The following is a 26,412-nucleotide window of genomic DNA, read 5'->3' as shown; positions in this document are numbered from 1 at the left end:
CCGCTAGGCCGGCGGTACCAGCCGCAGGCAGATCGAGTTGATGCAGTAGCGCTGGTCGGTGGGGGTGGGGTAGCCCTCTCCGGTGAACACGTGGCCCAGATGGCTGTGGCACGACGCGCACAACACCTCGGTGCGTTGCCGGCCCAGCGAGTTGTCCGGGCGCAGGATCACCGCGTCGGAGTCGGCCGGGTCGAAGAACGACGGCCAGCCGCAGTGCGACTGGAACTTCTCGGTGCTGCGGAACAACTCGGCACCGCAGGCCCGGCATTCATAGATGCCCTCGGCGGTCGTGTCGGTGTATTCGCCGGTGTTGGGCGGCTCGGTACCGGCGCGGCGCAGCACCGCGAACTCTTCGGGACTCAGCTTTGCGCGCCACTCATCGTCGGTGAGGGAGACCTTGGGAGACGTCATGTACCCACGGTAATCCGCCCGCGGTTGTCCCGCTGCGCGCGGCTAGGTCGTCGCGGCGGCTTTCGCCGGTGGAGTCGCCAGCCAGGCCGGGTCGATCCCGTCGTCTAGGCGCCCCTGTTCGCGGGCGTCGAGGTAGCGGTAACACAGCACGGCGCACACGACGATCACCAGCAGTGACCAGCCGTAGGTGATCTTCAGATAGTCCAGCGGGCGACCGATGTTCATCCACCGGAAGATCAGCCACTTGTCCAGCGTCATGAAGCCGTAGACGGCCAGCCAGGCCGGCCAGTTGCGCAGCACCGAATTGGGCAGCACCACCGTCATCAGGAACGGGAACAGCACGATCGAGTAGTAGCCCTGTCCCAGGGACAACACCAGGAACGAGGTCGTCAGCAGCACACCCGAGGAGGTCAGCATCCAGAATCGGGGGTCGCGGGTGCGGTAGTAGCGGTAGAGCAGCCACAGGCTGACCGCGGCCAGCACGGTGAACAGCACCCGCATGAACAAGATCAACCCCGAGGGCAGGCCGAAGAACACGCCGTTGCCCAGAATCGAGGAGTTGAAGTAGTCGCGGGTGCCCATGATGTAGGGAACCGTCTGGGTGAAGTAGCTGGTCGGGTCGCTGGACAGCGGGAAAGCCACCAGGTTGAACAGCACCGGTGTCGCGATCGCCCCGACGAAGGGCCGCCACTGCCGGCTCAGCAGCGGCAGGAGCAGCAGCGGCATCAGGACCGGCTTGACCACCAGGGTCAGGCCGATCGCGACCCCCGCCCACCACTGGCGGCTCGCCCGGCCGTCGAGAAGCCAGCGGAAGTAGAGCACTTCGGCCAGCAAAATCACCCCGTTGATGTTGGTGAACACCAGCGTGCTGCTCACACTCTCGGTGAGGAACATCGCGGCCAGCAGGGCCGGTGCCGCCACCGAGCTCAGCCCGAAACCGAACATCCGCAGCAGCAGGTAGGCGGCGAGCAGGATCGCGATCGTGTTGGTGGCGATGAAGGTGTAGCGCGACAGCGTCTCGGGCAGATAGCCGAATGGCGACATCAGCAGCGTGCCGCCGGGGGAGTACAGATAGTGCGGATCGACGTAGTCGAAATGCTCGTTGTAGATGTCCAGGCCGTGCCGGAAGTTCAGGACCGCCCGGTACACCGGTTTGAAGTCATCGGTGATGTTGCCGTTCAGCGGCAACACAATCGAGCGGTGCAGCACGGACATGATGGCCACCGGCCACAGCACCGAACGCAGCACGGTGGCGGTGCTCGGCGGAGAGGTGGGGGGCCGGAACGCGTTCAGTAGGGCGGTGCCCGCCCGGTGCATCAAGGAGTCGGCTGCCGTCACCAGCGAACCGTACCGCGGGCGGGGCCCGCGGGTCCGGATCAGGGTCAGGCCGGGCAGTAGACGTCGGTGTCGGGCAACTTGCCGGTGTCGAGGTAGCCGATCAGCGGCGGCAGCGTGCATGCCGAATACACCGCGGCGCCGTGGCCGATGCCCTGCCACATCACCCGCTTACTGGCCGATCCGGCGTTGATGACGGCCGCGGCGGTGGCCGCCACCCCCTCCTCGCCGACGATCGGATCGTTTTGGGCCCCGAGCAGCAGCACGTCGATCTTGAGTTCTTTGGGCTGCTCGGGAGTGCTGCTGGTGGGCCAGCTCAGGCACTGCGCCATATCCAGTGCGCCGACGGTGCCGAACTGGGGGTAGAGCTTGCCCCAGGCGACCACCAGTTCCCGGATCCGGTCGGGGGTGGGCCGGTTGAGGGCGTCGGCGCACGCGTTGATGAAGTGGCCGTCGCTGCCGGTGGTGCCCTGGGCCCGGTTGATCAGATTGTTCAGCAGGTTGGCGTCGCCGGAGTTGGCCGACGCCAGTGCTCTGGCCAGTTCGTTGGTGCTGTTGACCCGATCGCCGATGGGATAACCCAGAGCGGTGACGATCGCGTGGGTCACCGCGGCCACCGAGGCACCGCCGGGGCCCCCTCCGGAGCGCGCGGAGTCCAGGACCGCGTCGACGGCGCCCTTGGGGTCCGGGCCCAGCGCACAGCCGACCGCGGCGCACTGCGCGGCAAAGGCGTCCAGGGCCGCCTGTTGGCCCTTGACCCGCTGCTCGGCGGCGGCTTCGGCGGCCACGCCGAGGGGAATGGGGGAGTCCAGGGCCAGCCGGGCCACTTTCCCCGGGTGCGACCCGGCGTAGGCCAGGGCGACCTGGGCACCGTTTCCGATACCCAGCAGCGCCAGTGCGGGAACGTCCCAGATGCTGCGCAGCCGCTCGAGGTCGGTGGCGGCATGGGTGTTGTCGTAGGAGGACTCGCCCGGCGAGATGGAGTCGGTGCAGTCGGTGGTGGCCTCCATCGTGATGGTGCCCAGATTGGCCACCGGATCGTCGCCGGGGGCGAACTGGGCCTGGTTCCACATCTCGTCGCGCTGGCTGCGACTGCGGCAGTCCACGGGGCTGGACATCCCGATGCCGCGCCGGTCCACGGCGACGATGGGGTGGCTCTTGAGCACGTCTGCGCCGGCGCGGGACAGCCAGATCGGCAGCTGCAGCGACGACGGCAGATCCCAGCCCGTGGTGAACACCACCGGGCCGGCGTCGCCGGGGGTCTGCACCGACCGGGCCCGGACCACCCCGATGCTGATCGAAGAGGAACCGCCGCCGAGCGGGTCGACGTCGGCGTCGTAGCTGGAGCAGTCCAGCCGCACCCCGGGCGTGGCGGGCACGGCGGCGTCGCTGAACATCCGGGCGGTGCAGTCATGCCAGGGCAGGTCGTTCTTGGGCACCTCTACCGGTGGTGGACCGGCTTGGTCGGGGGTGGAGGCGGGTTGCCCCTGCGGCCCGGCGCCGGAATTGGTCGCAAAACGCGGGTTGGCGGCCAGCCCGGGCGCACAACCGGCCAGCAGCGGCGCGGACCCGGTCAGTACGGCGGCAACCGCGACCACCACGGTCCGGGCGAACCTCGAGGAGCTGGTCATGCCTGTCACCTTATAGGCGCGCGCTTTTGACGTACCGGGCGTAGAGGTAGCCGGAGTCGTCGGTGAGCAGATGAGCGCAGCGCATCGGCGTTGTCAGCTCGCCCGGTCCGGTGGCGATGCGGCGAGCCAGGCCGCCGACCAGATACGGCGCCAAGGTCAGGCACAGCTCGTCGAGCAGCTCGCGCTCGATCAACGACCCCAGCAGGCGCGGTCCGCCCTCGGTGAGCACCCGCAGGTGCCCGCGCTGCGCCAATGCGTCCAGCAGCACAGCCTCATCGACGCGGTCGGGATCATCGCCGGAGCAGTCCAGGACCTCGGCGTTCCCGGCCAGCCGCTGCCGGGCATCGGCGGCTGCCGCGGTGCAGGTCAACACCAGCGGCGCCACCTCGGTGTCGTTGAACACCCGCAGGTCGCGGTCCAGTGCCCCGGACTGGGTCACGATCGCCAGCGGGGGGATCTCGGACTGTCCTCGGTCGCGGCGGCCCTGCCGTTGCGCGGCGCTGAGCCGTGCTCCGCCGTAGTTCTCGACCCGGACGGTGCCCGCCCCGACCACGATGATGTCGGCCAGGGCGCGCAGCAGCATGAACACCGACCGATCGCCGGGCCCGGCCAGGCCGCCGGAGGTGCCGGCGACCGTGGCGCCGCCGTCGATGCTGCCGATGAAATTGGCCCGCACCCATGGCCGCGGCCCGTCGGCCTCGGGGTAGGCATACAGCCGCCCCAGTTCCGTGTCGTCGACGGGCGCGGTGGCGCCCAGCAGGGTGAAGCCCGGATCTGCGCTGAGGTCGGACATGGCCTCGATTGCACCATGTGACTACAGTTCGTGCGTGCCCAATCCTGCCGCCGAGTCGATCGACCACCTGGTGGACAGGCGTCCGGAGGTTTCCCCGGAGCGGTTGATCGCCCAGCTCAAACCGCCTCCGACGTTTGCTCACGCCAGCTTCGCCAGCTACCGGCCGGACCCGGCGCAGCCCAGTCAGGCGGCGGCGGTGGCCGCGTGCACCGCGTTCTGCGAGCAGGCGGTGGCCCGGCGCGCCGGACGGCGCAAGCTGCTGGGCCGCCGCGAAGTGTTGCCGGGCGTGGGGATCTACCTCGACGGCGGTTTCGGTGTCGGCAAGACCCACCTGCTGGCGTCGGTCTACCACGCCATCACCGATACCGGCGGCGTCCCCGGCGCCGGCGGGACGCCCGGGACGGCGTTTGCCACGTTCATGGAGCTGACCCAGCTGGCCGGGGTGTTCGGGTTCACCGAGTGCATCGACCTGCTCGGCGGCTACACCGTGGTCTGTATCGACGAGTTCGAACTGGACGACCCGGGCAACACCACGCTGGTGTCGCGGCTTCTGTCCGAACTGGTGGCGCGCGGGGTCTCGATTGCCGCCACCTCGAACACGTTGCCCGAACAGCTCGGCGAAGGCCGCTTTGCGGTCCAGGACTTTCTGCGCGAGATCCACGCTTTGGCAAGCATTTTCACCTCGGTTCGGGTGGACGGCCCGGACTACCGGCACCGGGACCTGCCGCCGGCACCCGAACCGCCCTCGACCCCGGAGGTCACCCAGCGCGCGGCGGCGCGGCCCGGGTCGACACTGGACGATTTCGACGCGCTGTGTGCGCACCTGGCCACCATGCATCCGTCGCGCTACCTGACGCTGATCGAGGGGGTTTCGGCGGTGTTTCTCACCGGCGCGCACCCCATCGAGGATCAGAATGTGGCGCTGCGGTTGGTGGCGCTCACCGACCGGCTCTATGACGCCGGTATCCCGGTGGTGGCTTCGGGCGCCAAACTCGACGAAATCTTCAGTGCCGAGATGCTGGCGGGCGGCTACCGAAAGAAATACCTGCGGGCCACCTCACGGCTGCTCGCCCTGAGCAGCGGGGGTTAGCGAGGCTCGACGAAGGAGAGCCGAAGCTGGACCACCGCATCAGACAGCGGGGGTTAGCGAGGCTCGGCGAAGGAGAGCCGAAGCTGGACCGCCGCATCAGACAGCGGGGGTTAGCTCACAGATTCCACTGCGCCAGCCGCAGGCCGGTGTTGCGCGACAGCATCACCACGTGGGTGACCAAGCCGCGATAGACATCCCAGTACACCCCACCGTTGACGGTGGAACCCGCCGGAGCGTTGGTCAGCAACGCGTCCAGGGTGGTCGGGTCGTCGGTGTGCTTGGACACGTAGGCGTCGCCGCCGGGCGTGACGCCGTCGAAGGTGACCGAGGCGGCCATGATGTAGGGGTTGGGCACCGAGATCGGGTGGACGGTCACATTCGCCCGCCAGGGGCCGCCCTGGTTACGCCACCGCGGCGACCCGTTCGCACCCCAACCCGGCGGGATCTCGCTGGGCACCACGTCATGCACCGTGACATCGGCGACGATCGGTCCGAACGCCTCGTCCTGGTACTGGATGCGCAGCGTGTCTCCGAGACGCCCAATCGGAGCCTCGGGGGTGGTGGTCGGCGTGGCGTATCCAGACGCCGGCAGGGTTAGGGCGGCCACCGCGGTGACGGCGGTGGTGACCAGGGCCAGAATCCAGCGATGCATCATGTCCTCTTCGTTTGCTTCTGGGCATGATGGCACATCGGGGTGGCGGGCGCGGGGCCTTGGGCCCGGCGGCTGGCGGCAGCGGTCGCCGCCGCCGGTCAGGCGGTGGTCTCCTCGCCGGGGGTGGCGGCCTGGTTGGCGCTGAGCCCCGCCAGGAGTCGGGCGAGATCGGCTTCTGCCCGGCCCCGGTCGACACCGGTGCGATGCAGGGGGCCGCAGCCGTCCTCGGATTCCAGCAGTGCCAGCAGCAGATGCTCGGTGCCAATGTAGTTGTGGCCGAGGCGAAGTGCGGTGCGGAAGGTCAACTCGAGAGCCTTGCGGGCTGGACCGCTGAACGGAATCAACGGGGGCGGTTCGGTGTCGCCGGGTTCAAGGACCACGGCGGCGGCGACCGCGGCGGGATCGACGTGCTGAGCGGTCAGCAGGACGCTGGCCAGCGCGTCGGGATCGTCAAGGGTGCCCAGGACCAGATGCTCGGGGGTGATCTCGCTGCTGCGCGCCCGGCTGGCCGCGTTCTGGGCGGCCACCACCGCATTGCGTGCCCGGGGAGTGAACCGGGCGAAGCCCTGCTCGGGATCGAGGGCGGTGGCTTCCGGGCGTGGGACGAACCTCTTCTGGGCGGCCTGTTTGGTGACGCCCATGGACTTGCCGATATCGCTCCATGACGCACCGGAGCGTCGCGCCTGGTCGACGAAGTGGCCGATCAGGTGGTCGGCGACCTCGCCGAGGTGTTCGGCTGCCAGCACCGCATCGCTCAACTGCTCGAGCGGGTTGTCGTGCACGCCGGTGATGACGTTGATGAGGTCGTCGAGGCGGACGAATTGCGTGAGCGGAACGGGGTCGGCCATGCCGTCAACGTTAGGTTGACAACATGGCTGCGTCAACCGAGGGTTGACGTGAGCCGTGGTTCGGGACGCTCGTCGCTGCTCGGTCTCCGCGGTTCGGCGCAAGCGAGACTTGAGTAATGCTCAGGCTCGGCCAAGGTGGCGTTCATTGGGTCGCTTCAAGGATTCAGCGGAACGGCGGAGAAAGAATTAACGCGGAAAATATTTGCGCCGAAAATGCGCCGACCGCAGAGTCGTGCGCGGCAGAAGCGCCCTTCGCCGATGACGGACTGCGTCATCAAGTCGTGCGCTGCGTCGATCGTGGTGCGCGGTACTGGGATTGAACCAGCGACCTCTTCCGTGTCAGGGAAGCGCTCTCCCGCTGAGCTAACCGCGCTTAGAGCCTTGGGACGGAGGTGGAGACGGGAATCGAACCCGTGTGCACGGCTTTGCAGGCCGTTGCCTCACCACTCGGCCACTCCACCGCAAGGGGTTGATGCCACTTGACACCCTCGAGCGGATGACGGGATTCGAACCCGCGACCCTCACCTTGGCAAGGTGATGCGCTACCAACTGCGCTACATCCGCGTGCCACGGGCGAGATCGTCGCCCGTCGCGATGCAGAACATTAGCGGACACATGTGAGCCAGCACAACTCCGCATGTCAGAGGGGTGAACCGCGCGAAAAGTCCCCTGCGCATTGATACTCGGGGGGGTGGCCGTGCTAGTGTTCGTCCTCGTTCATCCGGTCTCGTAGCTCAGGGGGAGAGCGTCCGCCTCACACGCGGAAGGTCGCTGGTTCGATCCCAGCCGGGACCACAAGAAAGCCACCTGGTGACAGGTGGCTTTTCTCGTTTCGGAGAAGCTTCGGGCCACCGGGGTCCGGCCCGGTCTGGTTCGGCGATCACAGGTGGCCCGCAGGGCTGCCGGGCGCGAGCGCCGGCAGGATTGCCGGAGTCACTTGGGGACCGTCGCGCGCTGCGCCTCTGCAACCAATCAAGGTTCGCTGACGGAAGTCGCAGTGCTGCTGGTGTTTTCAGCAGTGTGCAGCGGGCACGAGTGACCGAAGACGGGGGAGCCGGTCGCTCGGATGCGTGCCGGTGAGTCGATCGCTTCTGTACCGGCGGCATCAGGCACCGGGAGGCGGGATCGCCCGAGTGCGGGGAATCGCCCTGCCGCGTCGATGTTTCGGCGGTCCGGCGCGGCAGGGTCGGGGCGGGACCGTTTCGGGCTAGGGTGTCGATGATCCTCGGCTGGGTGACGAGGGCCGCCGATCCGCGTGAGGAGTACCCGTGACGTTGACCCCCACGCCCAACACCGCGTGGCCGGGCATGCAGAAGTACCTGGCGTCGTTGCCGCCCGGCGAACATCGCCGCGCGACGGAGCGGCTTGCCGGCCTCACCGAAGCCGACTGGCGCAGCTTCGGCGTGAGCGAGCCGCAACAGGCCGAATACGACTATCCGGTGACCCAGATCGACGGATCGCTGCCGGCGGATTTGGCCGGGACGCTGTATCGCAACGGCCCCGGACGGTGGGAGGACCACACCGGGCGGCCACTGCACCACCTCTTCGACGGCGACGGCATGGTCTCGGCGTTCACCATCGGCGGCGGTCGCGTGCACTACCGCAACCGCTACGTCCGTACCCGCCACTACCGCGGCAAGACCGGCACGCGGCACTTGGGCACCCCGGCGGCCGGCGGCTGGTGGTCCAACGCCGGCAGAATTCCGCCGAATCTGGCCAACACCAACATCGTGGAACACGCCGGGCACCTCTACGCGCTGTGGGAGGGCGGCCCGCCACACGAAATCGACCCCGTGACCCTGCAGACCCGCGGGGTGCGCCGATTCGGGGGCCGACTGCGCTGGATGGGTTCCTACTCGGCGCACCCGAGTCTGTGCCCGCGCAGCGGGGAGATGTTCAACTTCGGCGTCGAGTTCATCCCGCGACCGCACCTGCGCATCTATCGCACCGATGTGCGCGGCCGCCTGAGCCACTTCCGCTCGGTGCGGCTGCCGTATGTGGCCATGGTGCACGATTTCGCGCTCACCGAGCGCTACCTGGTGTTCCTGGTGTCGCCGATCATCCCCGACGCGGTGCCGATCGCCCTGGGCCGCCGGACCCTCGGCGACGCCCTGCACTATCGGCCCGAACGCGGCAGCGTGTTTGTGCTGATCCCTCGCGATGGCGGCGCCGTCCGGCGGGTGGAGTGCGAAGCCGTGCTCCAGTTCCATCTCAGTAACGCCTATGACGACGGTTCCGACGTGGTCGTCGATGCGATCACCTACGCCGACGGTCGCCTGCTGGAACGCATCGCGCGGTTCCAGACCAGCAGCCTCACCGACGCGCCCTCGGAGTTTTCCCGGTTCCGGATCACCGCGTCCGGGCGCCTTACCCGCGACCGGCTGAGCGACGCCGCCTGCGAGTTTCCGCGCCACCACCCGGGCTATGAGGGCAAGCCGCACCGGTACGCCTACATCAGCAGCCGGCGTCGGCTGAGCTCGTTCTACGACTCGATCACCAAGCTGGACCTGGTCGACCAGAGCGAGACCACATACACCGCCGAGGGGGAGGGGAACAGCTTCTGCGAGCCGGTCTTCACGCCCAGGCCGCACGCCACCGCCGAGGACGACGGGTGGCTGCTGACCGTCGAATACCAGGCCGCGCAGCACACCTCACGCCTGGTGGTCTTCGACGCACGCGATCTCGCCGGCGGCCCGGTGGCCCGCGCTGAACTCACCCACCACATTCCGCAGGGTTTTCACGGCAACTTCAGTGCCCGCCCGGCCAGCTGAGCACCCTGGGGCGACTACGCCAGTTCCGGCACGTTCAGGTGGGCGATCGCCAAATCGAATTCGGCGACTTCGAGCACTTCGGCCGCGGCCTCGTTGACGGCTCGGGCCCAGATGGCCTGCTCACTGCTGCGACTGGCGATCAACGCGGCGCGGTCGTCGAAGCTCACGGTCGAGACCGCGCGGCCCGAATGCCGGTCGACCATCAGAGTGGTGCTGCAGAAGCCCTCGAGATTTTCCAGGTCGGGTGTGAGCGCCAGCTTGTAGGTGTCGATCATCCGATCGCATCCGGTGGGGTCGGTCCGCAGCCAGGTGACCCGCACCCCGGCATAGCGCTGAGACCGGTGATCACGGCGCACCGCAGCGATCTCCCAGCGGCTGATCTCAGCGGTGGCATGGAAGATCTCGGTGGCGCGGTCACGCATCTGCGCGGCGTCGGCCTCGCTTGCCCGCAGGGTGTCCTCATCCAGCCATGACGACGTGACGATGCACCGGCCGGCGTCGCGGTCGACGAGCATCGACATCCCCGCGCAGCCGTCCATTCCGGCCAGGGCCGGCATCACCACGGTGCGGACATGGGTGATCCCCTCATCGAGGAATGACGGATGGGCGTGAATGGTGGTTGCGCGCGCGAACATGGGGGCCTCCGAGCGATCGGGGCGACGCCCCCGCGGCGCCGCCGCTCCCTTCCACCATGCTCCGGCCACGGTGTGGGGACAACCCCTATTCGCCCCCAATTGGCTGACTACTCCAGGACCGCGTCCGCCTCGGACCGATGGTTTGCCTCCAGCTCGGCGATGTGGGCGCCGATGCGTCCCCGCAGCGCGAGGGTGCCGATCAGGCCGGCGAGCACCGCGACCAGCAGCGCTACCCAGGAGAAGCGGGAAAGCCAATGTTCGGCCGCCACGCCGGCGTAGTACACCAGGGCCGTGGTACCCCCGGCCCAGCAGATGGCCCCGGCAACGTTGGCGATCAGGAAATGCCGGTAGGGCATGCGCAGCGCCCCGGCCAGCGGGCCGGCCAGGATGCGCAGCAGTGCCATGAAGCGGCCGAAGAACACCGCCAGGCTGCCCCACCGGCCGAACGACCGCTCCGCGAATGCGATGTGGCCCGGGCCGAAGTGGTTCGGGAATCGCCGGCCCAGCCGGTCGAACAGCGGCATACCGAAGCGACGGCCGATCGAATAGCCGATCGAGTCGCCGATGACAGCCCCGACGATGGCCGCAGCGGCGACCCCCACCGGGTCGACTCCCAGCTCGTGCCGCGACGACAACAGCGCGGCGCCCACCAGCATGAGTTCCCCCGGAAGCGGCACACCCAGGCTCTCGATGCCGATCACCCCGCCGACGAGCAGATAGACCAGCACCGGCGGGATCGAGTAGAGCAGGATATCCACCGACATGCGGCCAAGCATGCCTCACGGCGCTCAGGAAAGCCCGTCGGCGCGGTCGGCGCTGCACCGCTTCACCTTGTAGCGTAAGCCGGGCGCCTGCCCAGGCACTGGTGATCGGATCGAGGAGCGGCAGTGGAATTCAACCTCGCCCAGGTGTTCTCGGCGGTCGCCGAGGCCAACCCGGACCGGGACTGCATCGTCTTCGGCGACCGGCGGTTGAGCTACCGCCAGGTCGAGGACCGGGTCCGCCGGCTGGCGCGGGCCCTGCACGAGCGGGGTCTGGGCGCGCGCCGGGAGCGTTGCGACCTGGCCCCCCACGAATCCGGCCAGAGCCACCTGGCGCTGTATCTGGCCAATGGCAACGAGTATCTGGAGGGCATGCTCGGCGCCTACCACGCCCGCGTCGCGCCGTTCAACGTCAACTACCGCTACGTCGCCGATGAACTGGTCTATCTGCTGACCAACGCGGCCACCGACGCGATCATGTACCACGCCCGCTACGCCCCCACGCTGGCCGAGGCACTGCAGCGGGCCGGCGACCGATTGCCCGCGATACCGCTGATCCACGTCGACGACGACTCCGGCAACGAGCCACTGCCCGGTGCGGTGCGTTACGAGGAACTGCTGGCCGCCACCTCCGCGGAGCCACTGGACCTGACGCTGTCCCCGGACGACCTGTACCTGCTCTACACCGGGGGCACCACGGGCATGCCCAAGGGCGTGCTGTGGCGCCAGCACGACATCTTCATCAACGCGATGGGCGGCCGCGCCTTCGGTACCGGCTCCGTACCCGCCACGCTGGAGGAGGTCGTCGCCCGCGCCCAGCTCGCCGGTACGGCCGGCTCGATGACGGTGGCGCCGCTGATGCACGGTGCCGCCCAGTGGGCCGCGTTCATCACGCTGCTGGGCGGGCGCCCGTTCGTGATGTCGACGTCCACCGCTCGGTTCGACCCGGTGGTGACATGGGAACTGGCGGCCAGGGAACGGGTCGTTTCGCTGTCGATCGTCGGAGATGCCTTCGCCCGCCCGCTCGCCGACGCGCTCGAGGCCGGTGGCCCCGAGCTGGCCGACGCCCTGTCGGGGCTGATGGTGCTGGCCAGCGGCGGGGCGGCGTTCACCGCGCCGCTCAAGCAGCGGATCCTGGGCCTGCTGCCGCACGTGTCGATCCTCGATGCCGGGGGTTCTTCGGAGACCGGCGCCGCGATGGGGCAGACCACCAGTCGCGCCCAGAGCTCCACCGGACGCTTCACCCCGAACCCCGGCGCCGTGGTGGTCAGCGAGGACATGACCCGCATCCTGCAGCCCGGTGACGACGAGATCGGCTGGCTGGCGCAGCAGGGTTATGTGCCGCTGGGATACCTCGGCGACCCGCAGAAGTCGGCGCGCACGTTCCCCCTCATCGAGGGAATCCGGCATTCGGTCCCCGGTGACCGGGCCCGCTGGGACGCCGACGGCGGCATCGACCTGCTGGGCCGCGACTCGGTGACGATCAACTCCGGCGGCGAGAAGATCTTCGCCGAGGAGGTCGAAGCCGCGATCGCGCACCATCCCGCCGTCTACGACGTCGTGGTGGTGGGCCGGCCCAGCCAGCAGTGGGGCAACGAAGTCGTCGCCGTGGTGCAGCTGGCCGAAGGTGCCGACGCCGGGGCCGACGACATCATCGCCACGGCAGCCGACCACATCGCGCGGTACAAACTGCCCAAAGCCGTGGTGTTCTGCGCCCAGATTCGGCGTTCGCCGTCGGGCAAGGCCGACTACCGCTGGGCCAGGGAGCAGGCCATCGCCGCGCAACTCGTCCAAGCGGCTGTGCCCGGGTAGGTCAGCCGAACTGCGGCTTGCGCTTTTCCCGGATGGCGGCCAGGCCCTCGTGCACGTCGGGACCGGAGAAGCCGAGGAACTCCAGGCCCAGGGCGGTCTCGAAGGCCGGCGCGAACTGCCGGTACCAGTAGTTCAGGCTGTGCTTGGTGAACCGGATCGCGTCCTGGGCGCCGTGCGCCAGGTCGTCGGCGATGCGGGTGGCGGTGGCCAGGACCTGGTCGTCGTCGACGCAGGTGGAGACCAGCCCGATGCGTTCGGCCTCCTCGCCGTGCAGTGTCTCGCAGGTCAACAGGTAGTACTTGGCCTTGGCCATCCCCACCAGCAGCGGCCAGCAGATCGCCGCGTGGTCGCCCGCGGCCACCCCGAGCTTGGTGTGGCCGTCGATCAACCGCGCGGTGCGCCCGGCCACCGAGATGTCTGACAGCAGCGCCACCACCAGGCCCGCCCCCACGGCCGGGCCGTTGATGGCCGAGATCACCGGCTTGGAGAAGTTGACCATGTTGAGCACCAGATCGCGGGCCTCCCGCAGCACCTGCATCCGCCCGGCATGATCGCCGACGATCTTCTCAATCAGATCGAAGCTGCCGCCGGCGGAGAACGCCTTGCCCTCGCCGCGGACCAGTACCGCCCGCACCTCGTCGTCGCGGTCGAGCACCGGCCACACGTCGGCGAGGTCGCGGTGCATCTGCGGGCCCACCGAGTTGAGCCCGGGGGCATCGAGCACCAGCTCCAGCACGCCGTTGTCACCCGGCTCGAACCGAAGGCTGGGGAAGTCGGAAGAGGCACGGTAGCGGGGCGCGTCAGTCATCATTTGTTTCTACTCGACGGCCCGGGGCCGCCGCCGTCAGGGCTGGCTTGACGCCGTCGGCGGCCACCTGCGCGGTGCGTCGGTGAATCCGCAACGAGCCCAACTGTTCCCGGGTCCGGTCAGGCCGGGAATGCCGTCCAGCGCGGGGGCGCACGGGGCGCCCAAACCGGCCGTGGGCGTTTAGGTTCGCCTTTCTCGTTTCTACAAAATCCCTTGTGTAAACTCTGTGCCCATGGCATATGTGATCGGGAAGCCGTGCGTTGACGTGATGGATCGGGCCTGCGTGGAGGAGTGCCCGGTTGACTGCATCTACGAAGGCGGGCGAGCCCTTTACATCCACCCGGACGAGTGTGTGGACTGCGGAGCCTGCGAGCCGGTGTGCCCGGTCGAGGCCATCTACTACGAAGATGACCTCCCCGACGAGCTCCAGCCGCACCAGGCTGACAACGCGGCCTTCTTCGCCGAGGCCCTGCCGGGGCGCGACGAGGCCCTCGGATCCCCCGGCGGCGCCGCCAAGATCGGCCCGCTCGGCATCGACACTCCGCTGGTGGCCAGCTACCCTCCCCAGGGGGAGTGAGCGACATCGCCAAGTCGCCTGCGCCATCGGGAGGACGTCGCCTCGACGTTCTTCGGCTGGTACAGGCCGCTGACGAACCGCTGAGCATCGCGCAGATCGCCGACGAACTGGGCGTGCACCCCAATACGGTGCGGTTCCACTTGGACACCCTGGTCGAGGAAGGCCGGGTCGAGCACACTGCAACCGATCACAAGGGCCGGGGCCGGCCGGCGCTGATGTTCCGTGCAATCCGGCAGATGGACCGTGGCGGCACCCGCCGGTTCCGGCTGCTCGCCGAAATCCTCACCATGGGCTTGGCCGCCGACGCCGATCCCAGCACCAAGGCGCTGGCCGCGGGCCGGGCCTGGGGACAGCGCCTGCGCCCCCTGCAACCCCCGGACGGACCCGTCGACGCCGACGACTCCACCGGTCAGCTGCTGGAAATGCTCGATGAACTGGGATTCGAACCCGAGACCCTCGATCCCGACACCACCGGCGAAGAGCAGTTCGGGCTGCGGCATTGCCCCTTTCTGGAACTCGCCGAAACCTCGGCCGAAGTGGTCTGCCCGATTCACCAGGGGTTGATGCAGGGCGTACTGGAAGCTTGGGGATCGCCGCTGACCGTCGATCGTCTCGACCCCTTCTACGAGCCCGACCTGTGCGTGGCGCATCTGAAGCCCGCGGCCGACAACGGAACGCCGGTCGCCCGCTCCGCCCCGGGCGTGACGCGCACCGCAGGGTCCACCGGGTGAGCGCCGGCGCCTCCGTTGCGACCGCCGCCACCTTCCTCTGGCTGGGGATGGTGACCGCGATTTCGTTCCTGGAGGCGCCGCTGAGGTTCCAGGCGCCCGGCGTCACCCTCCCGATCGGTCTCGGCATCGGCCGGTTGGTCTTCCGCGGCCTCAACGCGGCCGAATTCCTGCTGGCTGCGGTGATCGCGGCCGCCTTCGCCGCGCAGCGGCCCACGGTCGGTACCGCCGCGGCCTATGCCGTCGCCGTGGCGACGCTGTCGGCCCAGGTGCTTGCGGTGCGCCCGGCCCTGCGCCGCCGGGCCGACCAGGTCCTGGCCGGGTTGCAGGCACCCCGCTCCCGGGCGCACTACGCCTATGTCGCACTGGAACTGATCAAGGTTGCCGCGCTGATCTGCATGGGCATCCTGCTGTTGTCCGGCTGAACCGTCCCACGCTCCCACCCCGAGCCGAAGGAGTACCGATGGAATCGACATCGCTGAACGCGTTGGCCGACGAGAAGCTCGCCGAGGCGGCCCAGCACCACAGCGGCCGAGCCGCCCACACCGTCTACGGCGGTTCGGTGCACCACCTTCGCCAGACTCTGGTCGCCTTGCAGGCCGGCCAGTCGCTGGCCGAACACGACAGCCCGGGGGAATCGACCTTGCAGGTGCTGCGCGGCCGGGTGCGGCTGAGCGCCGGCGAGGACACCTGGGAGGGTGCGGCCGGTGAACTGGTCACCTTGCCCCGCACCCGGCATGCGCTGGAGTCGCTGGAGGACTCGGTGGTGCTGCTGACCGTCGCGAAAAGCGCATCCCACTGAGCGTGCCGCTGCGCACCTCCTGGTCGCAGGGGATCGGACTGCGGGTGCCGATCCTCAATGCACCCATGGGTGGGGTGGCCGGCGGACGGCTGGCCGCGGCCGTCACCGCCGCAGGCGGGCTGGGGATGATCGGCATGGGCAGCACCGCCACCGCGGCGTCGCTGGCAACCGAACTGGCCGCGCTGGGCACCGCGCCCCGGTTCGGAATAGGCCTGGTGGATTGGGTGATCCGCGACCAACCCGACTTGCTGGAGGCGGCACTGGCTGCCGGCCCGACGTTGCTGTCGGTCAGCTTCGGTGCCGACTTGTCCTGGGTGCAGCGGGCCCACGGCGCTGGGATCGCGGCTGTCACTCAGGTCTACGACGCCGAGACCGCCCGCCGGGCCCGGGACGCCGGGGTGGATGTGCTGGTGGCGCGCGGCGCCGAGGGCGGCGGCCACGGCGCGATCCGGCTTGGCACGCTGCCCCTGCTGGACGCCGTTCTGGATGTCGTCGAGGTTCCGGTGCTGGCTGCCGGTGGAATCGCCGGGCCGCGCAGCCTGGCCGCCGTGCTGGCCGCCGGCGCCGCGGGAGCCTGGCTGGGAACGGTGTTGTCGGCATGCCCCGAGGCGCTGACCGGCGAGGGCGCCCGCCGCGCGCTGATCGCAGCCACCGGCACCGACACGATCACCACCCGGGTCTTCGACGTCGGGCAGCGTCTGGACTGGCCGGCGTGGTTCCCGTCGCGGGTGTTGCGCAACGACTTCACCGGCCGCTGGGCCGGTCATGAGGATGCGCTGGCCGCCGATCGGGATGCGAGCGCGGAACTGGCCGCCGCGATCGCCGCCGACGATCAGCGACTCGCCCCGGTGGACGCCGGTCAGAGCGTCGGCATGCTCACCGACAGCCGCCCGGTGGCGGTGGTGATCGACGAGCTGTGCAGCGGGGCGCAACGGCTGCTGGCGCGCTGGGGCTGACCCGTCACACCGCTCGCAGATAACGGGTGGCGATGGTGCGCTGCAGAAAGGGCCCGATCGGTCCGGCTGCCTTGGTCCACCAGGTGGCCGGCCGGGAGAACGCCCGAATCTGGGCGTACACGGTGTCATCGGCGGCGTCGTAGCGCACCGCGAACAGCTCCTCCCCGGATTCGGGATGCCCCGGCAAGGTGCCGTAGGCGAAGCCGCGCCGGTCGGGTTCGGACACCACATAGACGACCCGGCACGGTGCGGTCATCAGTCCCAGGCGAACCAGCACCACGGCGTCCACCTCGGCGATCTCGCGGTCAGCCCGCACCCGTACTCCGACGCCGGCGCCGCGGAGCATCCCCCAGCGCAGCACCGCGTCGCCGGCCTCCTCGAAGCGTTGCCTGCCGGTCCCGATCGGGGCGCTCAGATCCAGATGGTGATAGCCGGCGGGCAGCGTTCCGGCGGTGGCGCCCACCTCGGGGTAGGTGAGCGGCAGCTCACGCAGCGTGCTCAATTCCACGGCCCCACCTTGCCACCGCGGGCGCGCCGTTCGCCCGGCATTGGCCGGAACGTTAAATAGGGGGATGACAGCCACACACGCCGGCGGCGGCTTCAATCCGCCCGAACCGACCCAGAAGGGCGGGCCGGACTACGGCCGCTTCCTGGAGAATGTGCGCGCCCTGCAGGACCATGCCCGGGCCGCCGACGCCCCCGCCGAGGTGATCAGCCGGGCTGCCGACGCCCTGCAGAACGTGTGTGAGCTGCTGGCCCCCTTCGACACCGACGAGTGGTCGTCGCCGTCGGGCCGCCGGCTGGACCTGCCTATGCGCGGCAACGTGCTGGCGGTGCCGATGAAGCTGAAGCGGGACGGCGAGGGGCGGCTGAGCGGCTGGGCCCGCTTCCGGCGTTTCCATCTGGGCCGCAACGGCGCGGCGCACGGCGGGGCTATCGGGCTGTTGTTCGACTCGGTGTTGGGTACCGCGTCCTGGATGCTGACCGGCGGGGACTATCAGCGCACCGCCTACCTACACGTCAACTACCGCCAGATCGTCCCGATCGAGAAGGAGTTGCAGGTCCAGGCGTGGGTGAGCAGGGCCGAGGGCCGCAAGATCTTCGTCGAGACCACACTCTGCGACGGTGACACCGTGCTGGCCGACGGCGAGGCGTTGTTCGTGGTGCTCAAACCCGGTCAACCATGACGGCGGTGCACTCCCGAACGGTTGGCCCACAGCCCCCCCGATAGCATGGTCGCGGACGTTTCTAGCCCCTAGCACCCCCTTGGAGACCACGTCATGAGCGCGCCCGCACAGCCCGTCCCGATCCGGGTTCCCGCCGGGACCACCGCGGCCGCAGCGGTGCGCGCGGCGGGCCTGCCCGAGCGGGGCGCACCGGACGCCATCGTGGTGGTGCGCGACGCCGACGGGCGGCTGCGCGACCTGAGCTGGACGCCCGGCGCCGACGCCGAGGTCACCCCGGTCGCCGCCGACACCGACGACGGCCGCAGCGTGATCCGGCATTCCTGCGCGCACGTGCTGGCCCAGGCGGTCCAGGACCTGTTCCCGGCGGCCAAACTGGGTATCGGGCCGCCGATCACCGACGGCTTCTACTACGACTTCGACGTGCCGGAGCCGTTCACGCCCGAGGACCTGGCCAAGCTGGAGAAGCGGATGCGGGCCATCATCAAGGAAGGCCAGCTCTTCTCCCGGCGGGTGTATGAGTCCAAGGACGCCGCCTGCGCCGAGTTGGCCGGCGAGCCCTACAAGCTGGAGCTGGTCTCTGCCGACTTCGGCAAGGCCGACGATCCGGACATCATGGAGGTCGGCGGCGACGAGCTCACCGCCTATGACAACCTGAACCCCCGTACCCGGGAACGGGTTTGGGGTGATCTGTGCCGAGGGCCGCACATCCCGACCACTCGGTTCATCCCCGCCTTCAAACTCACCCGCTCATCGGCGGCCTACTGGCGCGGCGATCAGAAAAACGCCAGCCTGCAACGGGTTTACGGCACCGCATGGGAGTCGCAAGAGGCGCTGGACAGCCACCTGGAGTTGATCGAAGAGGCACTGCGGCGCGATCACCGCAAGCTCGGCGTCGAACTGGACCTGTTCAGCTTCCCCGACGAGATCGGCTCGGGCCTACCGGTTTTCCACCCCAAGGGCGGAATCATCCGGCGCGAGCTGGAGGAGTACTCGCGGCGCAAGCACATCGAGGCGGGCTATCAGTTCGTCAACACCCCGCACATCACCAAGTCCGAACTCTACGAGACGTCCGGGCACCTGGAGTGGTACCGCGAGGGCATGTATCCGGCCATGCACATCGACGCGGAGTTCGCCGAAGACGGCACCCTGCGCAAACCCGGCCAGGACTACTACCTCAAGCCGATGAACTGTCCGATGCACCACCTGATCTTCCGGTCGCGCGGACGCTCGTACCGCGAACTTCCGTTGCGGCTCTTCGAATTCGGCAGCGTCTACCGCTACGAACGCTCCGGTGTGGTGCACGGGCTCACCCGGGTGCGCGGGATGACCCAGGACGACGCACACATCTACTGCACCCGGGAGAGCATGCGCGACGAGCTGGCCTCGTTGCTGCGCTTCGTGCTCGACCTGCTCGCCGACTACGGCCTGGACGACTACTTCCTGGAGCTGTCCACGAAGGACCCGGAGAAGTACGTGGGATCCGACGAGGTGTGGGAGGAGGCCACCGACACGCTGCGCGAGGTCGCCGAGGCCTCCGGGCTGACCCTGGTACCCGACCCGGGCGGCGCGGCGTTCTACGGGCCGAAGATCTCGGTGCAGGTCAAGGACGCCCTCGGCCGCAGCTGGCAGATGTCGACCATCCAGCTCGACTTCAACATGCCGGACCGTTTCGAACTGGAATACACCGCCTCCGACGGAACCCGCCAGCGGCCGGTGCTGATCCACCGGGCGTTGTTCGGTTCCATCGAACGGTTCTTCGGGGTGCTGACCGAGCACTACGCCGGTGCCTTCCCGGCCTGGCTGGCGCCGATCCAGGCGGTCGGCATCCCGGTCGCCGACCAACACGTGCCCTACCTGGACGACCTGGCTGCCCAGCTGCGCCGGCACGGCGTGCGGGTCGAGGTGGACGCCAGCGACGATCGGATGCCCAAGAAGATCGTCAACCACACCAACCAGAAGGTCCCGTTCATGCTGCTGGCCGGTGACCGGGACGTCGAGGCCGGCGCGGTGAGCTTCCGCTTCGCGGATCGCACCCAGATCAACGGGGTCCCGCGCGATGAGGCGGTGGCGGCCATTGCCGGCTGGATCGCGGCACGCGAGAACACCGCTCCGACCGCGGAGACGCTTCGGGCGCGCCTGACCGCGAGCGAGACACCATGAGCGAAGACCGGGACAAGGACGCGGCGGCGGAGCTGATCGACACCGGCGTCGGCGAACCCGACCGGCTGCAACGGCTGTGGACGCCCTACCGGATGACCTATCTGGCCGAGGCGCCGCTCAAGCGCGCGGAGTCCGGGGCGTCGGCGCGGTCCACCCAACCGTTCACCGATATCCCGGCGATGTCCGACGAGGACGGTCTGGTGGTGGCGCGCGGCGAGCACGTCTACGCGGTGCTCAACCTCTACCCGTACAACCCCGGGCATCTGATGGTGGTGCCCTATCGGCGGTTCTCGGAGTTCGAAGACCTCACCGACGAGGAGGGCGCCGAGTTGATGGCGTTCATCCAGAAGTCGATCCGGGTCATCAAGGCCGTGTCCCACCCGCACGGGTTCAACGTCGGGCTCAACCTCGGCGAGTCGGCCGGCGGTTCGCTGGCCGAGCACCTGCACGTGCACGTGGTGCCGCGCTGGGGCGGTGACGCGAACTTCATCACGATCGTGGGCGGTTCCAAGGTGATTCCGCAGTTGTTGCGCGACACCCGCCGGCTGCTCGCCGACGAGTGGGTCAAACAGCAATGAGCAGACTGCCGTTCCTGTCGCGGGCGACGTTCGCCGGCATCACCACGCCGGTGGCACGATTCCTGCTGCGGGCCGGGCTCACCGCCGACATCGTCACCATGGTGGGCACCGCCGGAGCGGTGATCGCGGCGCTGACGCTGTTTCCCACCGGCCAGCTGTTCGCCGGGACCCTGGTGGTCTGGTTCTTCGTGCACTTCGACATGGTCGACGGGGCGATGGCCCGGGAAAGCGGCGGCGGCAGCGCGTTCGGCGCGGTATTGGATGCCACCTGCGACCGCATCAGCGACGGCGCGGTGTTCTGCGGGCTGGCCTGGTGGGCGGCGTTCGGACTGGGCGATCCTCCGCTGGTGGTGGCGACCCTGATCTGCCTGGTCACATCGCAGGTCATCTCCTACATCAAGGCCCGGGCGGAGGCCAGCGGGCTGCGGGGCGACGGCGGCTACATCGAACGCCCCGAACGACTGATCATCGTGCTGGTCGGAGCCGGCCTGTCCGGTCTGCCGGTATTCCCGCTGCCGTGGGCGTTGCCCGTGGCGATGTGGCTGCTGGCCGTGGCCAGCCTGATCACCTGCGCTCAGCGGTTGCACACCGTGCGCACCTCCCCGGGTGCGGTGGAGCCGCTGCCGCGGGTGTCCGACGGTGAGGAGACCTCCGGATCGTGACCCTCATCCCGAGCGGCCTGCGAGTTCCCGGGCTCAGTCAGTTGGACGCCTGGGCCACCGACGCCGGGTTCGCCGCGGGCTGGATGCTGGTACGCGCGATGCCGGAAGTCGTCGCACGCAACGCTTTCGATGCCGGCGCGTTGTACGCGGCCCGCGGCGGGGGGCCGGAACAGCTGCGCAAGAACCTGGCTCGCATCACCGGGGTGGATCCGTCGGAGGTGCCGGCGGAACTGATGCGGGCCTCGCTGGCGTCCTATGCCCGGTACTGGCGAGAGGCGTTCCGCCTGCCCACCATGGACCACGCGGCGGTGGCGGCGCAGCTGGACGCATCGGTGCGGGGGCGCGAGCACATCACCGCGGCGCTGGCGGCCGGCCGCGGGGCGGTGATGGCGCTGCCGCACAGCGGCAACTGGGACATGGCCGGGGTATGGCTGGCCCAGACACACGGCGGTTTCACCACCGTCGCCGAACGCCTCAAACCCGAATCGCTCTACCGCCGGTTCCTGGCCTTCCGGGAGAGCCTGGGGTTCGAGGTGCTGCCACTGTCCGGGGGAGCCCGGCCGCCGTTCGAGATCCTCGCCGAACGCCTGTCGAGCAATGGCCTGGTGTGTCTGATGGCAGATCGCGATCTGACGCGCAGCGGGGTACCGGTCGAGTTCTTCGGCGAAACCACCCGGATGCCGGCCGGCTCGGCCAAACTCGCTCTGGCGACCGGCGCGGCGCTGTTACCGGCGCACTGCTGGTTCGACGGCGAGGGATGGGGCATCGACATCGGCGCCCCGCTGGACTGCGGCAGCGCGGACGTGGGCGTGATCACCCAGGCGCTGGCCGACAAGTTCGCCGAGGGCATCGCGGCTTACCCGCAGGACTGGCACATGATGCAGCCGCAATGGATCGCCGACCTGCCCGAATCGCGACGGGCCCGCTTGGGGGAGACCTGATGCGTATCGGCATGGTCTGCCCCTACTCGTTCGATGTGCCGGGCGGGGTGCAGGCTCATGTGCTGCAGCTTTCGGAGGTGCTGCGGGCCCGCGGACATGACGTCAGCGTGCTGGCGCCCGCCTCCCCGGATGTCACCCTGCCCGACTACGTGGTCTCGGGCGGTAAGTCGGTCGCGATTCCCTACAACGGCTCGGTGGCCCGGCTGCAGTTCAGCCCGGCCGCGCACCGAAAGGTCAAAAAGTGGTTGGCCAACGGTGATTTCGATGTCCTGCACCTGCATGAGCCGAACGCCCCCAGCCTGTCGATGCTGGCGCTGAACGTGGCCGAGGGGCCGATCGTGGCGACGTTTCACACCTCGACGACCAAGTCGCTGACGCTCAGTGTGGTGCAGGGACTGCTGCGTCCGATGCACGAGAAGATCATCGGCCGGATCGCGGTGTCGGACCTGGCCCGGCGCTGGCAGATGGAGGCCCTGGGTTCGGACGCGGTGGAAATCCCCAACGGGGTGGATGTGGCGTCCTTCGCGGCGGCACAGCCACTGCCGGGCTACCCGCGCGCGGGGCGAACGGTGCTGTTCTTGGGCCGCTACGACGAACCCCGCAAGGGTATGGCGGTGCTGCTGGGAGCGCTGCCTGCCCTGGTGGAGACGCACCGGGACATCGAACTGCTGATAGTCGGGCGGGGCGATGAAGACGAACTGTGCCGTGCCGCAGGCACGATGGCCAAACATCTGCGCTTCTTGGGGCAGGTCGACGACGCCGAGAAGGCGTCGGCGCTGCGCAGCGCCGACGTGTACTGCGCACCCAACACCGGCGGCGAGAGCTTCGGCATCGTGCTGGCCGAGGCGATGTCCGCCGGTACCGCGGTGGTCGCCAGCGAGCTGGACGCCTTCCGCAGGGTGCTCAACGACGGGCAGGCGGGCCGGCTGGTGCCGGTGGACGACCCCGAGGCGCTGGCCACCGCCCTGATCGAGCTTCTCGACGACGACGCGCTGCGGGCCTCCTATGTGGCGGCCGGTGCTGAGGCCGTGCGCCGATTCGACTGGCCGGTGGTGGCCGACCAGATCATCCGGGTCTACGAGACGGTCGCCGGGGTGGGCAGCAAGGTCACGGTGGGCGACTGATGACGCTGACCATCGTCGCTACCGTCCTGGTGCTGATCGGAGTGGCGGTCCTGGCCGCCGCGGTGGCCTGGGCCTACCAGACCGCCAACCGGCTCAACCGGCTGCACGTGCGGTGCGATCTGTCCTGGCAGGCGCTGGACGGTGCGCTGGCACGCCGGGCGGTGGTGGCCCGGGCGATCGCGATCGACGCCTACGGCGACGATGTGGCCGGCCGGCGGCTGGCCGCGTTGGCCGACGTCGCCGAGCGAGCACCGCGCGCTGCGCGGGAGGCCGCCGAGAACGCACTGTCGGCCGAGCTGGCGATGGTCGATGCGGAGTCGCTGCCCCATGTGATGGTGGCCGAGCTGGCCGACGCCGAAGCCCGGGTGCTGTTGGCCCGCCGGTTCCACAACGACGCGGTCCGCGACACCGTGGCGTTGCGTGAGCGTCCCTTGGTCCGGGCCCTGCACCTCGGTGGAACCGCACCGATGCCAACCTATTTCGAGATCGTCGAGCGGGCAGGCATGGTTGCCCACGGCGGTCGGGGAGTGCTGCGGCCCCGCGTCTCGGCGCGGGTGGTGCTGCTCGACGAGGCCGGATCGGTGCTGCTGCTGTGCGGCCAGGATCCCGCCCTGGCCGAGGACCCGGCGCACCCCGCGCCCCGCTGGTGGTTCACCATCGGCGGCCAGGTACGGCCCGACGAACCTCTTGCCGATGCGGCAGCGCGCGAACTGGGCGAGGAAACCGGTCTGCGGGTCGACCCGGGACAGCTGGTGGGGCCGATCTGGCGCCGTGACGCCGTCTTCGAGTTCAACGGCGAGCGGCTGGACAGCCAGGAGTTCTTCTTCGCCTACCGCACGGCGCGATTCGAACCATCCGGAGCGGGCCGCACCGGGCTGGAACACCGTTACCTGCGCGGTCACCGGTGGTGCGATGCCGCGCAGATCAAGGCGCTGGCCGCCGGGGGCGAGACCGTCTACCCGCTGGAACTGGGCGACCGCCTGGCCGAAGTGGCGCGCCTGGCCGACGGCGACGTGGGTGCCGATGCCGGTCTTCGCCGGATTTCCTGACCGGCGCAGCTTAAGCTGAGCAGGCCTCGGGCGACTCTTCTCCGCAACCTCAGGAGGCCTGTATGCCGACCCATCGCGCTGTTCACGTGGCGGCAGTCGATGCCCCGCTGACGCTCGTCGATGTCGAGACCGAACCGCCAGGCGCCGGCCACGTGCGCATCGCTGTTACCGCCTGTGGCGTCTGCGGCACCGATCATGCGTTTGTCAACGGTGGCTTCCCCGGGATGACCTGGCCGGTGACGCTCGGGCACGAGATCGCCGGCACCATCGCCGAACTGGGTGCGGGCGTGACGGACTGGAAGGTCGGTGACCGGGTCGCGGTCGGTTGGTTCGGCGGCAACTGCGGCCATTGCATTCCCTGCCGCAAGGGCGATTTCATCCACTGCGTCAACGGCCAGGTGCCCAGCTGGCATTACCCGGGCGGCTACGCCGAATCGGTCACCGTTCCGGTGAGCGCACTGGCCCGGATCCCCGACGAGTTGTCCTTCGTCGAGGCCGCCCCCATGGGCTGCGCCGGTGTCACCACCTACCATGCGCTGCGCTCGACGGCGGCGCTGCCCGGGGACCGTGTCGCGGTGCTCGGCCTGGGCGGTTTGGGGCATCTGGGCGTGCAGTTCGCCCGGGCCATGGGTTTCGAGACGATCGCGATCGCTCGCGGTGCCGGCAAGGCCGCCGACGCCCATGCCCTCGGCGCACACCACTACATCGACTCGACGGCAGGCGACGTCGCCGAGGCGATGGCGGCGCTGGGCGGAGTCGCGGTGGTGCTGGCCACCGCGGCCAATTCGCGCGCGATGGCTGAAACCCTCGGGGGGCTGACGCCGAGGGGTGAACTGGTCATCATCGGCGTCACCACCGAGCCACTGCCCATCGCCCCCGTCCAGCTGATCACCCCGGGGATCAGTGTCACCGGTCACCCGTCGGGAACTGCCCGAGACGTCGAGGAGACCATGCGTTTCGCGGTGCTTTCCGGGGTGCGCGCCCGCATCGAAGAGCGGCCGTTGGCCCAGGCTGCGCAGGCCTATGCCGCCATGGAGCAGGGGCAGGCGCGCTACCGGATGGTTTTGACGATGTGACCGGCGGGGCCGGTATCGGCACCGCCGCGGTTATCAGCGGGAAAACGGCTGGCGTCAGCCCACTACACTGATCGGGTATCAGTGGCCAGCAAGGAGAAGTATTCAGTGGACAGCGCGGCGCAGAACGGTTCGGCACCCGACGGACAAACGGGTACTGCGCGGGTAAAGCGCGGCATGGCCGAGATGCTCAAGGGCGGCGTCATCATGGATGTCGTCACGCCTGACCAGGCACGCATCGCGGAGGCCGCCGGCGCGGTCGCGGTGATGGCCCTGGAGCGGGTACCGGCCGACATCCGGGCCCAGGGCGGCGTTTCGCGGATGAGCGACCCGGACATGATCGAGGGCATCATCGCCGCGGTCACCATCCCGGTGATGGCCAAAGTACGGATCGGGCACTTCGTCGAGGCGCAGATCCTGCAGAGCCTCGGGGTGGACTACATCGACGAGTCCGAGGTGCTGACCCCCGCGGACTACACCCACCACATCGACAAGTGGCGCTTCACCGTGCCCTTCGTGTGCGGTGCGACCAACCTGGGCGAGGCGCTGCGCCGGATCACCGAGGGCGCTGCCATGATCCGCTCCAAGGGTGAGGCCGGCACCGGTGACGTCTCCAACGCCACCACCCACATGCGAGCCATCGGCGGCGAGATCCGTCGGCTCTCGTCGCTGTCCGAAGACGAATTATTCGTTGCCGCAAAGGAACTGCAGGCTCCCTATGAGCTGGTCGCCGAGGTGGCACGGGCCGGAAAGCTGCCGGTGACGCTGTTCACCGCCGGGGGGATCGCCACTCCCGCCGATGCGGCCATGATGATGCAGCTCGGCGCCGAAGGCGTGTTCGTCGGCTCCGGAATCTTCAAGTCCGGGGACCCGGCGGCGCGCGCGGCGGCCATCGTCAAGGCGACCACCTTCTACGACGACCCGGACGTGCTGGCCAGGGTGTCGCGCGGCCTGGGCGAGGCGATGGTCGGTATCAACGTGGAGGACGTCGCTGCGCCGCACCGGCTCGCCGAACGCGGCTGGTAACC

Annotated in this window: 27 protein-coding genes and 4 tRNA genes; 18 read left to right on the top strand and 13 right to left on the bottom strand. The window is 69.2% G+C overall.

The genetic code is table 11. The features are described from left to right. Positions 1-3: 3 nt before the first annotated feature. The 4 genes from msrB to AWC02_RS03530 all read right to left on the bottom strand — a co-directional run bounded on the left by msrB (position 4) and on the right by AWC02_RS03530 (position 4,170). A complete protein-coding gene (gene msrB / locus AWC02_RS03545) occupies positions 4-411 on the bottom strand; it encodes a peptide-methionine (R)-S-oxide reductase MsrB (RefSeq protein ID WP_085127274.1) in 408 nt (135 codons plus the stop codon). A gap of 42 nt (positions 412-453) precedes the next feature. Beyond that, complete coding sequence (gene aftC / locus AWC02_RS03540) at positions 454-1,728, bottom strand: arabinofuranan 3-O-arabinosyltransferase (RefSeq protein WP_085127440.1); 1,275 nt, start codon at positions 1,726-1,728, stop codon at positions 454-456. Between the two features lie 65 nt (positions 1,729-1,793). After that, a complete protein-coding gene (locus AWC02_RS03535) occupies positions 1,794-3,377 on the bottom strand; it encodes an alpha/beta fold hydrolase (RefSeq protein ID WP_085127272.1) in 1,584 nt (527 codons plus the stop codon). Positions 3,378-3,387: 10 nt separating this feature from the next. Next, positions 3,388-4,170, bottom strand: a complete 783-nt coding sequence (locus tag AWC02_RS03530; RefSeq protein ID WP_085127270.1) for a pyrimidine reductase family protein — start codon at positions 4,168-4,170, stop codon at positions 3,388-3,390. On the opposite strand from AWC02_RS03530, the gene zapE reads away from it, so the two are divergent. Then, entirely contained in the window at positions 4,169-5,260 is a 1,092-nt protein-coding gene (zapE, locus tag AWC02_RS03525) for a cell division protein ZapE (RefSeq protein WP_085127268.1), read from the top strand. The two genes, AWC02_RS03530 and zapE, sit on opposite strands and share 2 nt — an antisense overlap. 115 nt (positions 5,261-5,375) lie before the next feature. Here zapE and AWC02_RS03520 read toward each other — a convergent pair whose 3' ends face one another. From AWC02_RS03520 to AWC02_RS03500, 5 genes are all read right to left on the bottom strand, one after another. Next, on the bottom strand, positions 5,376-5,912 hold the full coding sequence (locus AWC02_RS03520; RefSeq protein WP_085127438.1) for a hypothetical protein: 537 nt from the start codon (positions 5,910-5,912) through the stop codon (positions 5,376-5,378). 98 nt (positions 5,913-6,010) lie between these two features. After that, a complete protein-coding gene (locus AWC02_RS03515; protein WP_085127267.1) occupies positions 6,011-6,760 on the bottom strand; it encodes a Clp protease N-terminal domain-containing protein in 750 nt (249 codons plus the stop codon). Between the two features lie 298 nt (positions 6,761-7,058). After that, a tRNA-Val gene (locus tag AWC02_RS03510) sits at positions 7,059-7,133 on the bottom strand. Between the two features lie 17 nt (positions 7,134-7,150). Beyond that, a tRNA-Cys gene (locus AWC02_RS03505) sits at positions 7,151-7,221 on the bottom strand. Between the two features lie 30 nt (positions 7,222-7,251). After that, a tRNA-Gly gene (locus AWC02_RS03500) sits at positions 7,252-7,324 on the bottom strand. 159 nt (positions 7,325-7,483) lie between these two features. Here AWC02_RS03500 and AWC02_RS03495 point away from each other — a divergent pair. Together AWC02_RS03495 and AWC02_RS03490 are read left to right on the top strand one after the other, a co-directional pair. Beyond that, positions 7,484-7,555 (top strand) — tRNA-Val (locus AWC02_RS03495). A gap of 473 nt (positions 7,556-8,028) precedes the next feature. Next, positions 8,029-9,531: a carotenoid oxygenase family protein gene (locus AWC02_RS03490; RefSeq protein ID WP_237160305.1), complete on the top strand. Its 1,503-nt coding sequence runs from the start codon at positions 8,029-8,031 to the stop codon at positions 9,529-9,531. Positions 9,532-9,545: 14 nt separating this feature from the next. Here the strand turns inward: AWC02_RS03490 and AWC02_RS03485 are convergent, their stop codons facing one another. Together AWC02_RS03485 and AWC02_RS03480 are read right to left on the bottom strand one after the other, a co-directional pair. Next, positions 9,546-10,166, bottom strand: coding sequence for a hypothetical protein (locus tag AWC02_RS03485; RefSeq protein WP_085127265.1), 621 nt, complete (start codon positions 10,164-10,166; stop codon positions 9,546-9,548). A gap of 107 nt (positions 10,167-10,273) precedes the next feature. Next, positions 10,274-10,930, bottom strand: a complete 657-nt coding sequence (locus AWC02_RS03480; RefSeq protein ID WP_085127434.1) for a DedA family protein — start codon at positions 10,928-10,930, stop codon at positions 10,274-10,276. A gap of 123 nt (positions 10,931-11,053) precedes the next feature. Between AWC02_RS03480 and AWC02_RS03475 the strand changes: the two genes are divergently transcribed. Next, positions 11,054-12,739: an acyl-CoA synthetase gene (locus AWC02_RS03475; protein WP_085127263.1), complete on the top strand. Its 1,686-nt coding sequence runs from the start codon at positions 11,054-11,056 to the stop codon at positions 12,737-12,739. A gap of 1 nt (position 12,740) precedes the next feature. Here AWC02_RS03475 and AWC02_RS03470 read toward each other — a convergent pair whose 3' ends face one another. Then, positions 12,741-13,547: an enoyl-CoA hydratase/isomerase family protein gene (locus AWC02_RS03470; protein ID WP_085127432.1), complete on the bottom strand. Its 807-nt coding sequence runs from the start codon at positions 13,545-13,547 to the stop codon at positions 12,741-12,743. Between the two features lie 232 nt (positions 13,548-13,779). Between AWC02_RS03470 and fdxA the strand changes: the two genes are divergently transcribed. From fdxA to AWC02_RS03445, 5 genes are read left to right on the top strand one after another with little or no spacing between them, the layout of a single operon-like run. After that, positions 13,780-14,124 (top strand): ferredoxin, encoded by a 345-nt coding sequence (gene fdxA, locus AWC02_RS03465; RefSeq protein WP_085127261.1) that lies wholly within the window; start codon positions 13,780-13,782, stop codon positions 14,122-14,124. Continuing rightward, positions 14,121-14,855: a helix-turn-helix transcriptional regulator gene (locus AWC02_RS03460; RefSeq protein WP_085127259.1), complete on the top strand. Its 735-nt coding sequence runs from the start codon at positions 14,121-14,123 to the stop codon at positions 14,853-14,855. The genes fdxA and AWC02_RS03460 overlap by 4 nt, the downstream gene beginning before the upstream one ends. Further along, positions 14,852-15,277, top strand: a complete 426-nt coding sequence (locus AWC02_RS03455) for a hypothetical protein (protein WP_085127257.1) — start codon at positions 14,852-14,854, stop codon at positions 15,275-15,277. Before AWC02_RS03460 ends, AWC02_RS03455 begins: the two co-directional genes overlap by 4 nt. Before the next feature lie 38 nt (positions 15,278-15,315). After that, positions 15,316-15,654, top strand: coding sequence for a cupin domain-containing protein (locus tag AWC02_RS03450; RefSeq protein WP_085127255.1), 339 nt, complete (start codon positions 15,316-15,318; stop codon positions 15,652-15,654). Positions 15,655-15,656: 2 nt separating this feature from the next. After that, complete coding sequence (locus AWC02_RS03445) at positions 15,657-16,610, top strand: NAD(P)H-dependent flavin oxidoreductase (protein WP_085127253.1); 954 nt, start codon at positions 15,657-15,659, stop codon at positions 16,608-16,610. Between the two features lie 4 nt (positions 16,611-16,614). Here the strand turns inward: AWC02_RS03445 and AWC02_RS03440 are convergent, their stop codons facing one another. Then, positions 16,615-17,118 (bottom strand): DUF1990 family protein, encoded by a 504-nt coding sequence (locus tag AWC02_RS03440; protein ID WP_085127251.1) that lies wholly within the window; start codon positions 17,116-17,118, stop codon positions 16,615-16,617. A gap of 64 nt (positions 17,119-17,182) precedes the next feature. Between AWC02_RS03440 and AWC02_RS03435 the strand changes: the two genes are divergently transcribed. The 9 genes from AWC02_RS03435 to pdxS all read left to right on the top strand — a co-directional run bounded on the left by AWC02_RS03435 (position 17,183) and on the right by pdxS (position 26,410). Next, the gene (locus tag AWC02_RS03435) at positions 17,183-17,797 is read left to right on the top strand and encodes a PaaI family thioesterase (protein ID WP_085127249.1); all 615 of its coding nucleotides are present in this window, start codon (positions 17,183-17,185) and stop codon (positions 17,795-17,797) included. Positions 17,798-17,890: 93 nt separating this feature from the next. Further along, positions 17,891-19,957, top strand: coding sequence for a threonine--tRNA ligase (gene thrS, locus AWC02_RS03430; RefSeq protein ID WP_085127248.1), 2,067 nt, complete (start codon positions 17,891-17,893; stop codon positions 19,955-19,957). Then, on the top strand, positions 19,954-20,535 hold the full coding sequence (locus tag AWC02_RS03425) for an ATP adenylyltransferase (RefSeq protein WP_085127246.1): 582 nt from the start codon (positions 19,954-19,956) through the stop codon (positions 20,533-20,535). Before thrS ends, AWC02_RS03425 begins: the two co-directional genes overlap by 4 nt. Next, positions 20,532-21,197, top strand: a complete 666-nt coding sequence (gene pgsA, locus AWC02_RS03420) for a phosphatidylinositol phosphate synthase (RefSeq protein WP_085127245.1) — start codon at positions 20,532-20,534, stop codon at positions 21,195-21,197. The genes AWC02_RS03425 and pgsA overlap by 4 nt, the downstream gene beginning before the upstream one ends. A gap of 17 nt (positions 21,198-21,214) precedes the next feature. Next, a complete protein-coding gene (locus AWC02_RS03415) occupies positions 21,215-22,138 on the top strand; it encodes a phosphatidylinositol mannoside acyltransferase (protein WP_419179198.1) in 924 nt (307 codons plus the stop codon). Further along, positions 22,138-23,262, top strand: a complete 1,125-nt coding sequence (locus tag AWC02_RS03410; RefSeq protein ID WP_085127241.1) for a glycosyltransferase family 4 protein — start codon at positions 22,138-22,140, stop codon at positions 23,260-23,262. The genes AWC02_RS03415 and AWC02_RS03410 overlap by 1 nt, the downstream gene beginning before the upstream one ends. Further along, positions 23,262-24,311, top strand: coding sequence for an NUDIX hydrolase (locus tag AWC02_RS03405; RefSeq protein WP_085127239.1), 1,050 nt, complete (start codon positions 23,262-23,264; stop codon positions 24,309-24,311). Before AWC02_RS03410 ends, AWC02_RS03405 begins: the two co-directional genes overlap by 1 nt. 62 nt (positions 24,312-24,373) lie before the next feature. Then, positions 24,374-25,387: an alcohol dehydrogenase catalytic domain-containing protein gene (locus tag AWC02_RS03400; protein WP_085127237.1), complete on the top strand. Its 1,014-nt coding sequence runs from the start codon at positions 24,374-24,376 to the stop codon at positions 25,385-25,387. Positions 25,388-25,492: 105 nt separating this feature from the next. Continuing rightward, positions 25,493-26,410, top strand: coding sequence for a pyridoxal 5'-phosphate synthase lyase subunit PdxS (pdxS, locus tag AWC02_RS03395; protein ID WP_085127430.1), 918 nt, complete (start codon positions 25,493-25,495; stop codon positions 26,408-26,410). Positions 26,411-26,412: the final 2 nt, after the last annotated feature.

Source organism: Mycolicibacter engbaekii, assembly GCF_002101585.1.
GTDB classification, from domain to species: Bacteria; Actinomycetota; Actinomycetes; order Mycobacteriales; family Mycobacteriaceae; genus Mycobacterium; species Mycobacterium engbaekii.
This window is presented reverse-complemented; position numbering and strand designations above follow the sequence as displayed.

Coding starts and splice junctions, on each gene's coding strand:
- msrB (WP_085127274.1), bottom strand. CDS start 411: ATGACGTCTCCCAAGGTCTCCCTCACCGACGATGAGTGGCGCGCAAAG.
- aftC (WP_085127440.1), bottom strand. CDS start 1,728: ATGCACCGGGCGGGCACCGCCCTACTGAACGCGTTCCGGCCCCCCACC.
- AWC02_RS03535 (WP_085127272.1), bottom strand. CDS start 3,377: ATGACCAGCTCCTCGAGGTTCGCCCGGACCGTGGTGGTCGCGGTTGCC.
- zapE (WP_085127268.1), top strand. CDS start 4,169: ATGGCCTCGATTGCACCATGTGACTACAGTTCGTGCGTGCCCAATCCT.
- AWC02_RS03530 (WP_085127270.1), bottom strand. CDS start 4,170: ATGTCCGACCTCAGCGCAGATCCGGGCTTCACCCTGCTGGGCGCCACC.
- AWC02_RS03520 (WP_085127438.1), bottom strand. CDS start 5,912: ATGCATCGCTGGATTCTGGCCCTGGTCACCACCGCCGTCACCGCGGTG.
- AWC02_RS03515 (WP_085127267.1), bottom strand. CDS start 6,760: ATGGCCGACCCCGTTCCGCTCACGCAATTCGTCCGCCTCGACGACCTC.
- AWC02_RS03485 (WP_085127265.1), bottom strand. CDS start 10,166: ATGTTCGCGCGCGCAACCACCATTCACGCCCATCCGTCATTCCTCGAT.
- AWC02_RS03480 (WP_085127434.1), bottom strand. CDS start 10,930: ATGTCGGTGGATATCCTGCTCTACTCGATCCCGCCGGTGCTGGTCTAT.
- AWC02_RS03470 (WP_085127432.1), bottom strand. CDS start 13,547: ATGACTGACGCGCCCCGCTACCGTGCCTCTTCCGACTTCCCCAGCCTT.
- fdxA (WP_085127261.1), top strand. CDS start 13,780: ATGGCATATGTGATCGGGAAGCCGTGCGTTGACGTGATGGATCGGGCC.
- AWC02_RS03450 (WP_085127255.1), top strand. CDS start 15,316: ATGGAATCGACATCGCTGAACGCGTTGGCCGACGAGAAGCTCGCCGAG.
- AWC02_RS03435 (WP_085127249.1), top strand. CDS start 17,183: ATGACAGCCACACACGCCGGCGGCGGCTTCAATCCGCCCGAACCGACC.
- thrS (WP_085127248.1), top strand. CDS start 17,891: ATGAGCGCGCCCGCACAGCCCGTCCCGATCCGGGTTCCCGCCGGGACC.
- AWC02_RS03425 (WP_085127246.1), top strand. CDS start 19,954: ATGAGCGAAGACCGGGACAAGGACGCGGCGGCGGAGCTGATCGACACC.
- pgsA (WP_085127245.1), top strand. CDS start 20,532: ATGAGCAGACTGCCGTTCCTGTCGCGGGCGACGTTCGCCGGCATCACC.
- AWC02_RS03410 (WP_085127241.1), top strand. CDS start 22,138: ATGCGTATCGGCATGGTCTGCCCCTACTCGTTCGATGTGCCGGGCGGG.
- AWC02_RS03405 (WP_085127239.1), top strand. CDS start 23,262: ATGACGCTGACCATCGTCGCTACCGTCCTGGTGCTGATCGGAGTGGCG.
- AWC02_RS03400 (WP_085127237.1), top strand. CDS start 24,374: ATGCCGACCCATCGCGCTGTTCACGTGGCGGCAGTCGATGCCCCGCTG.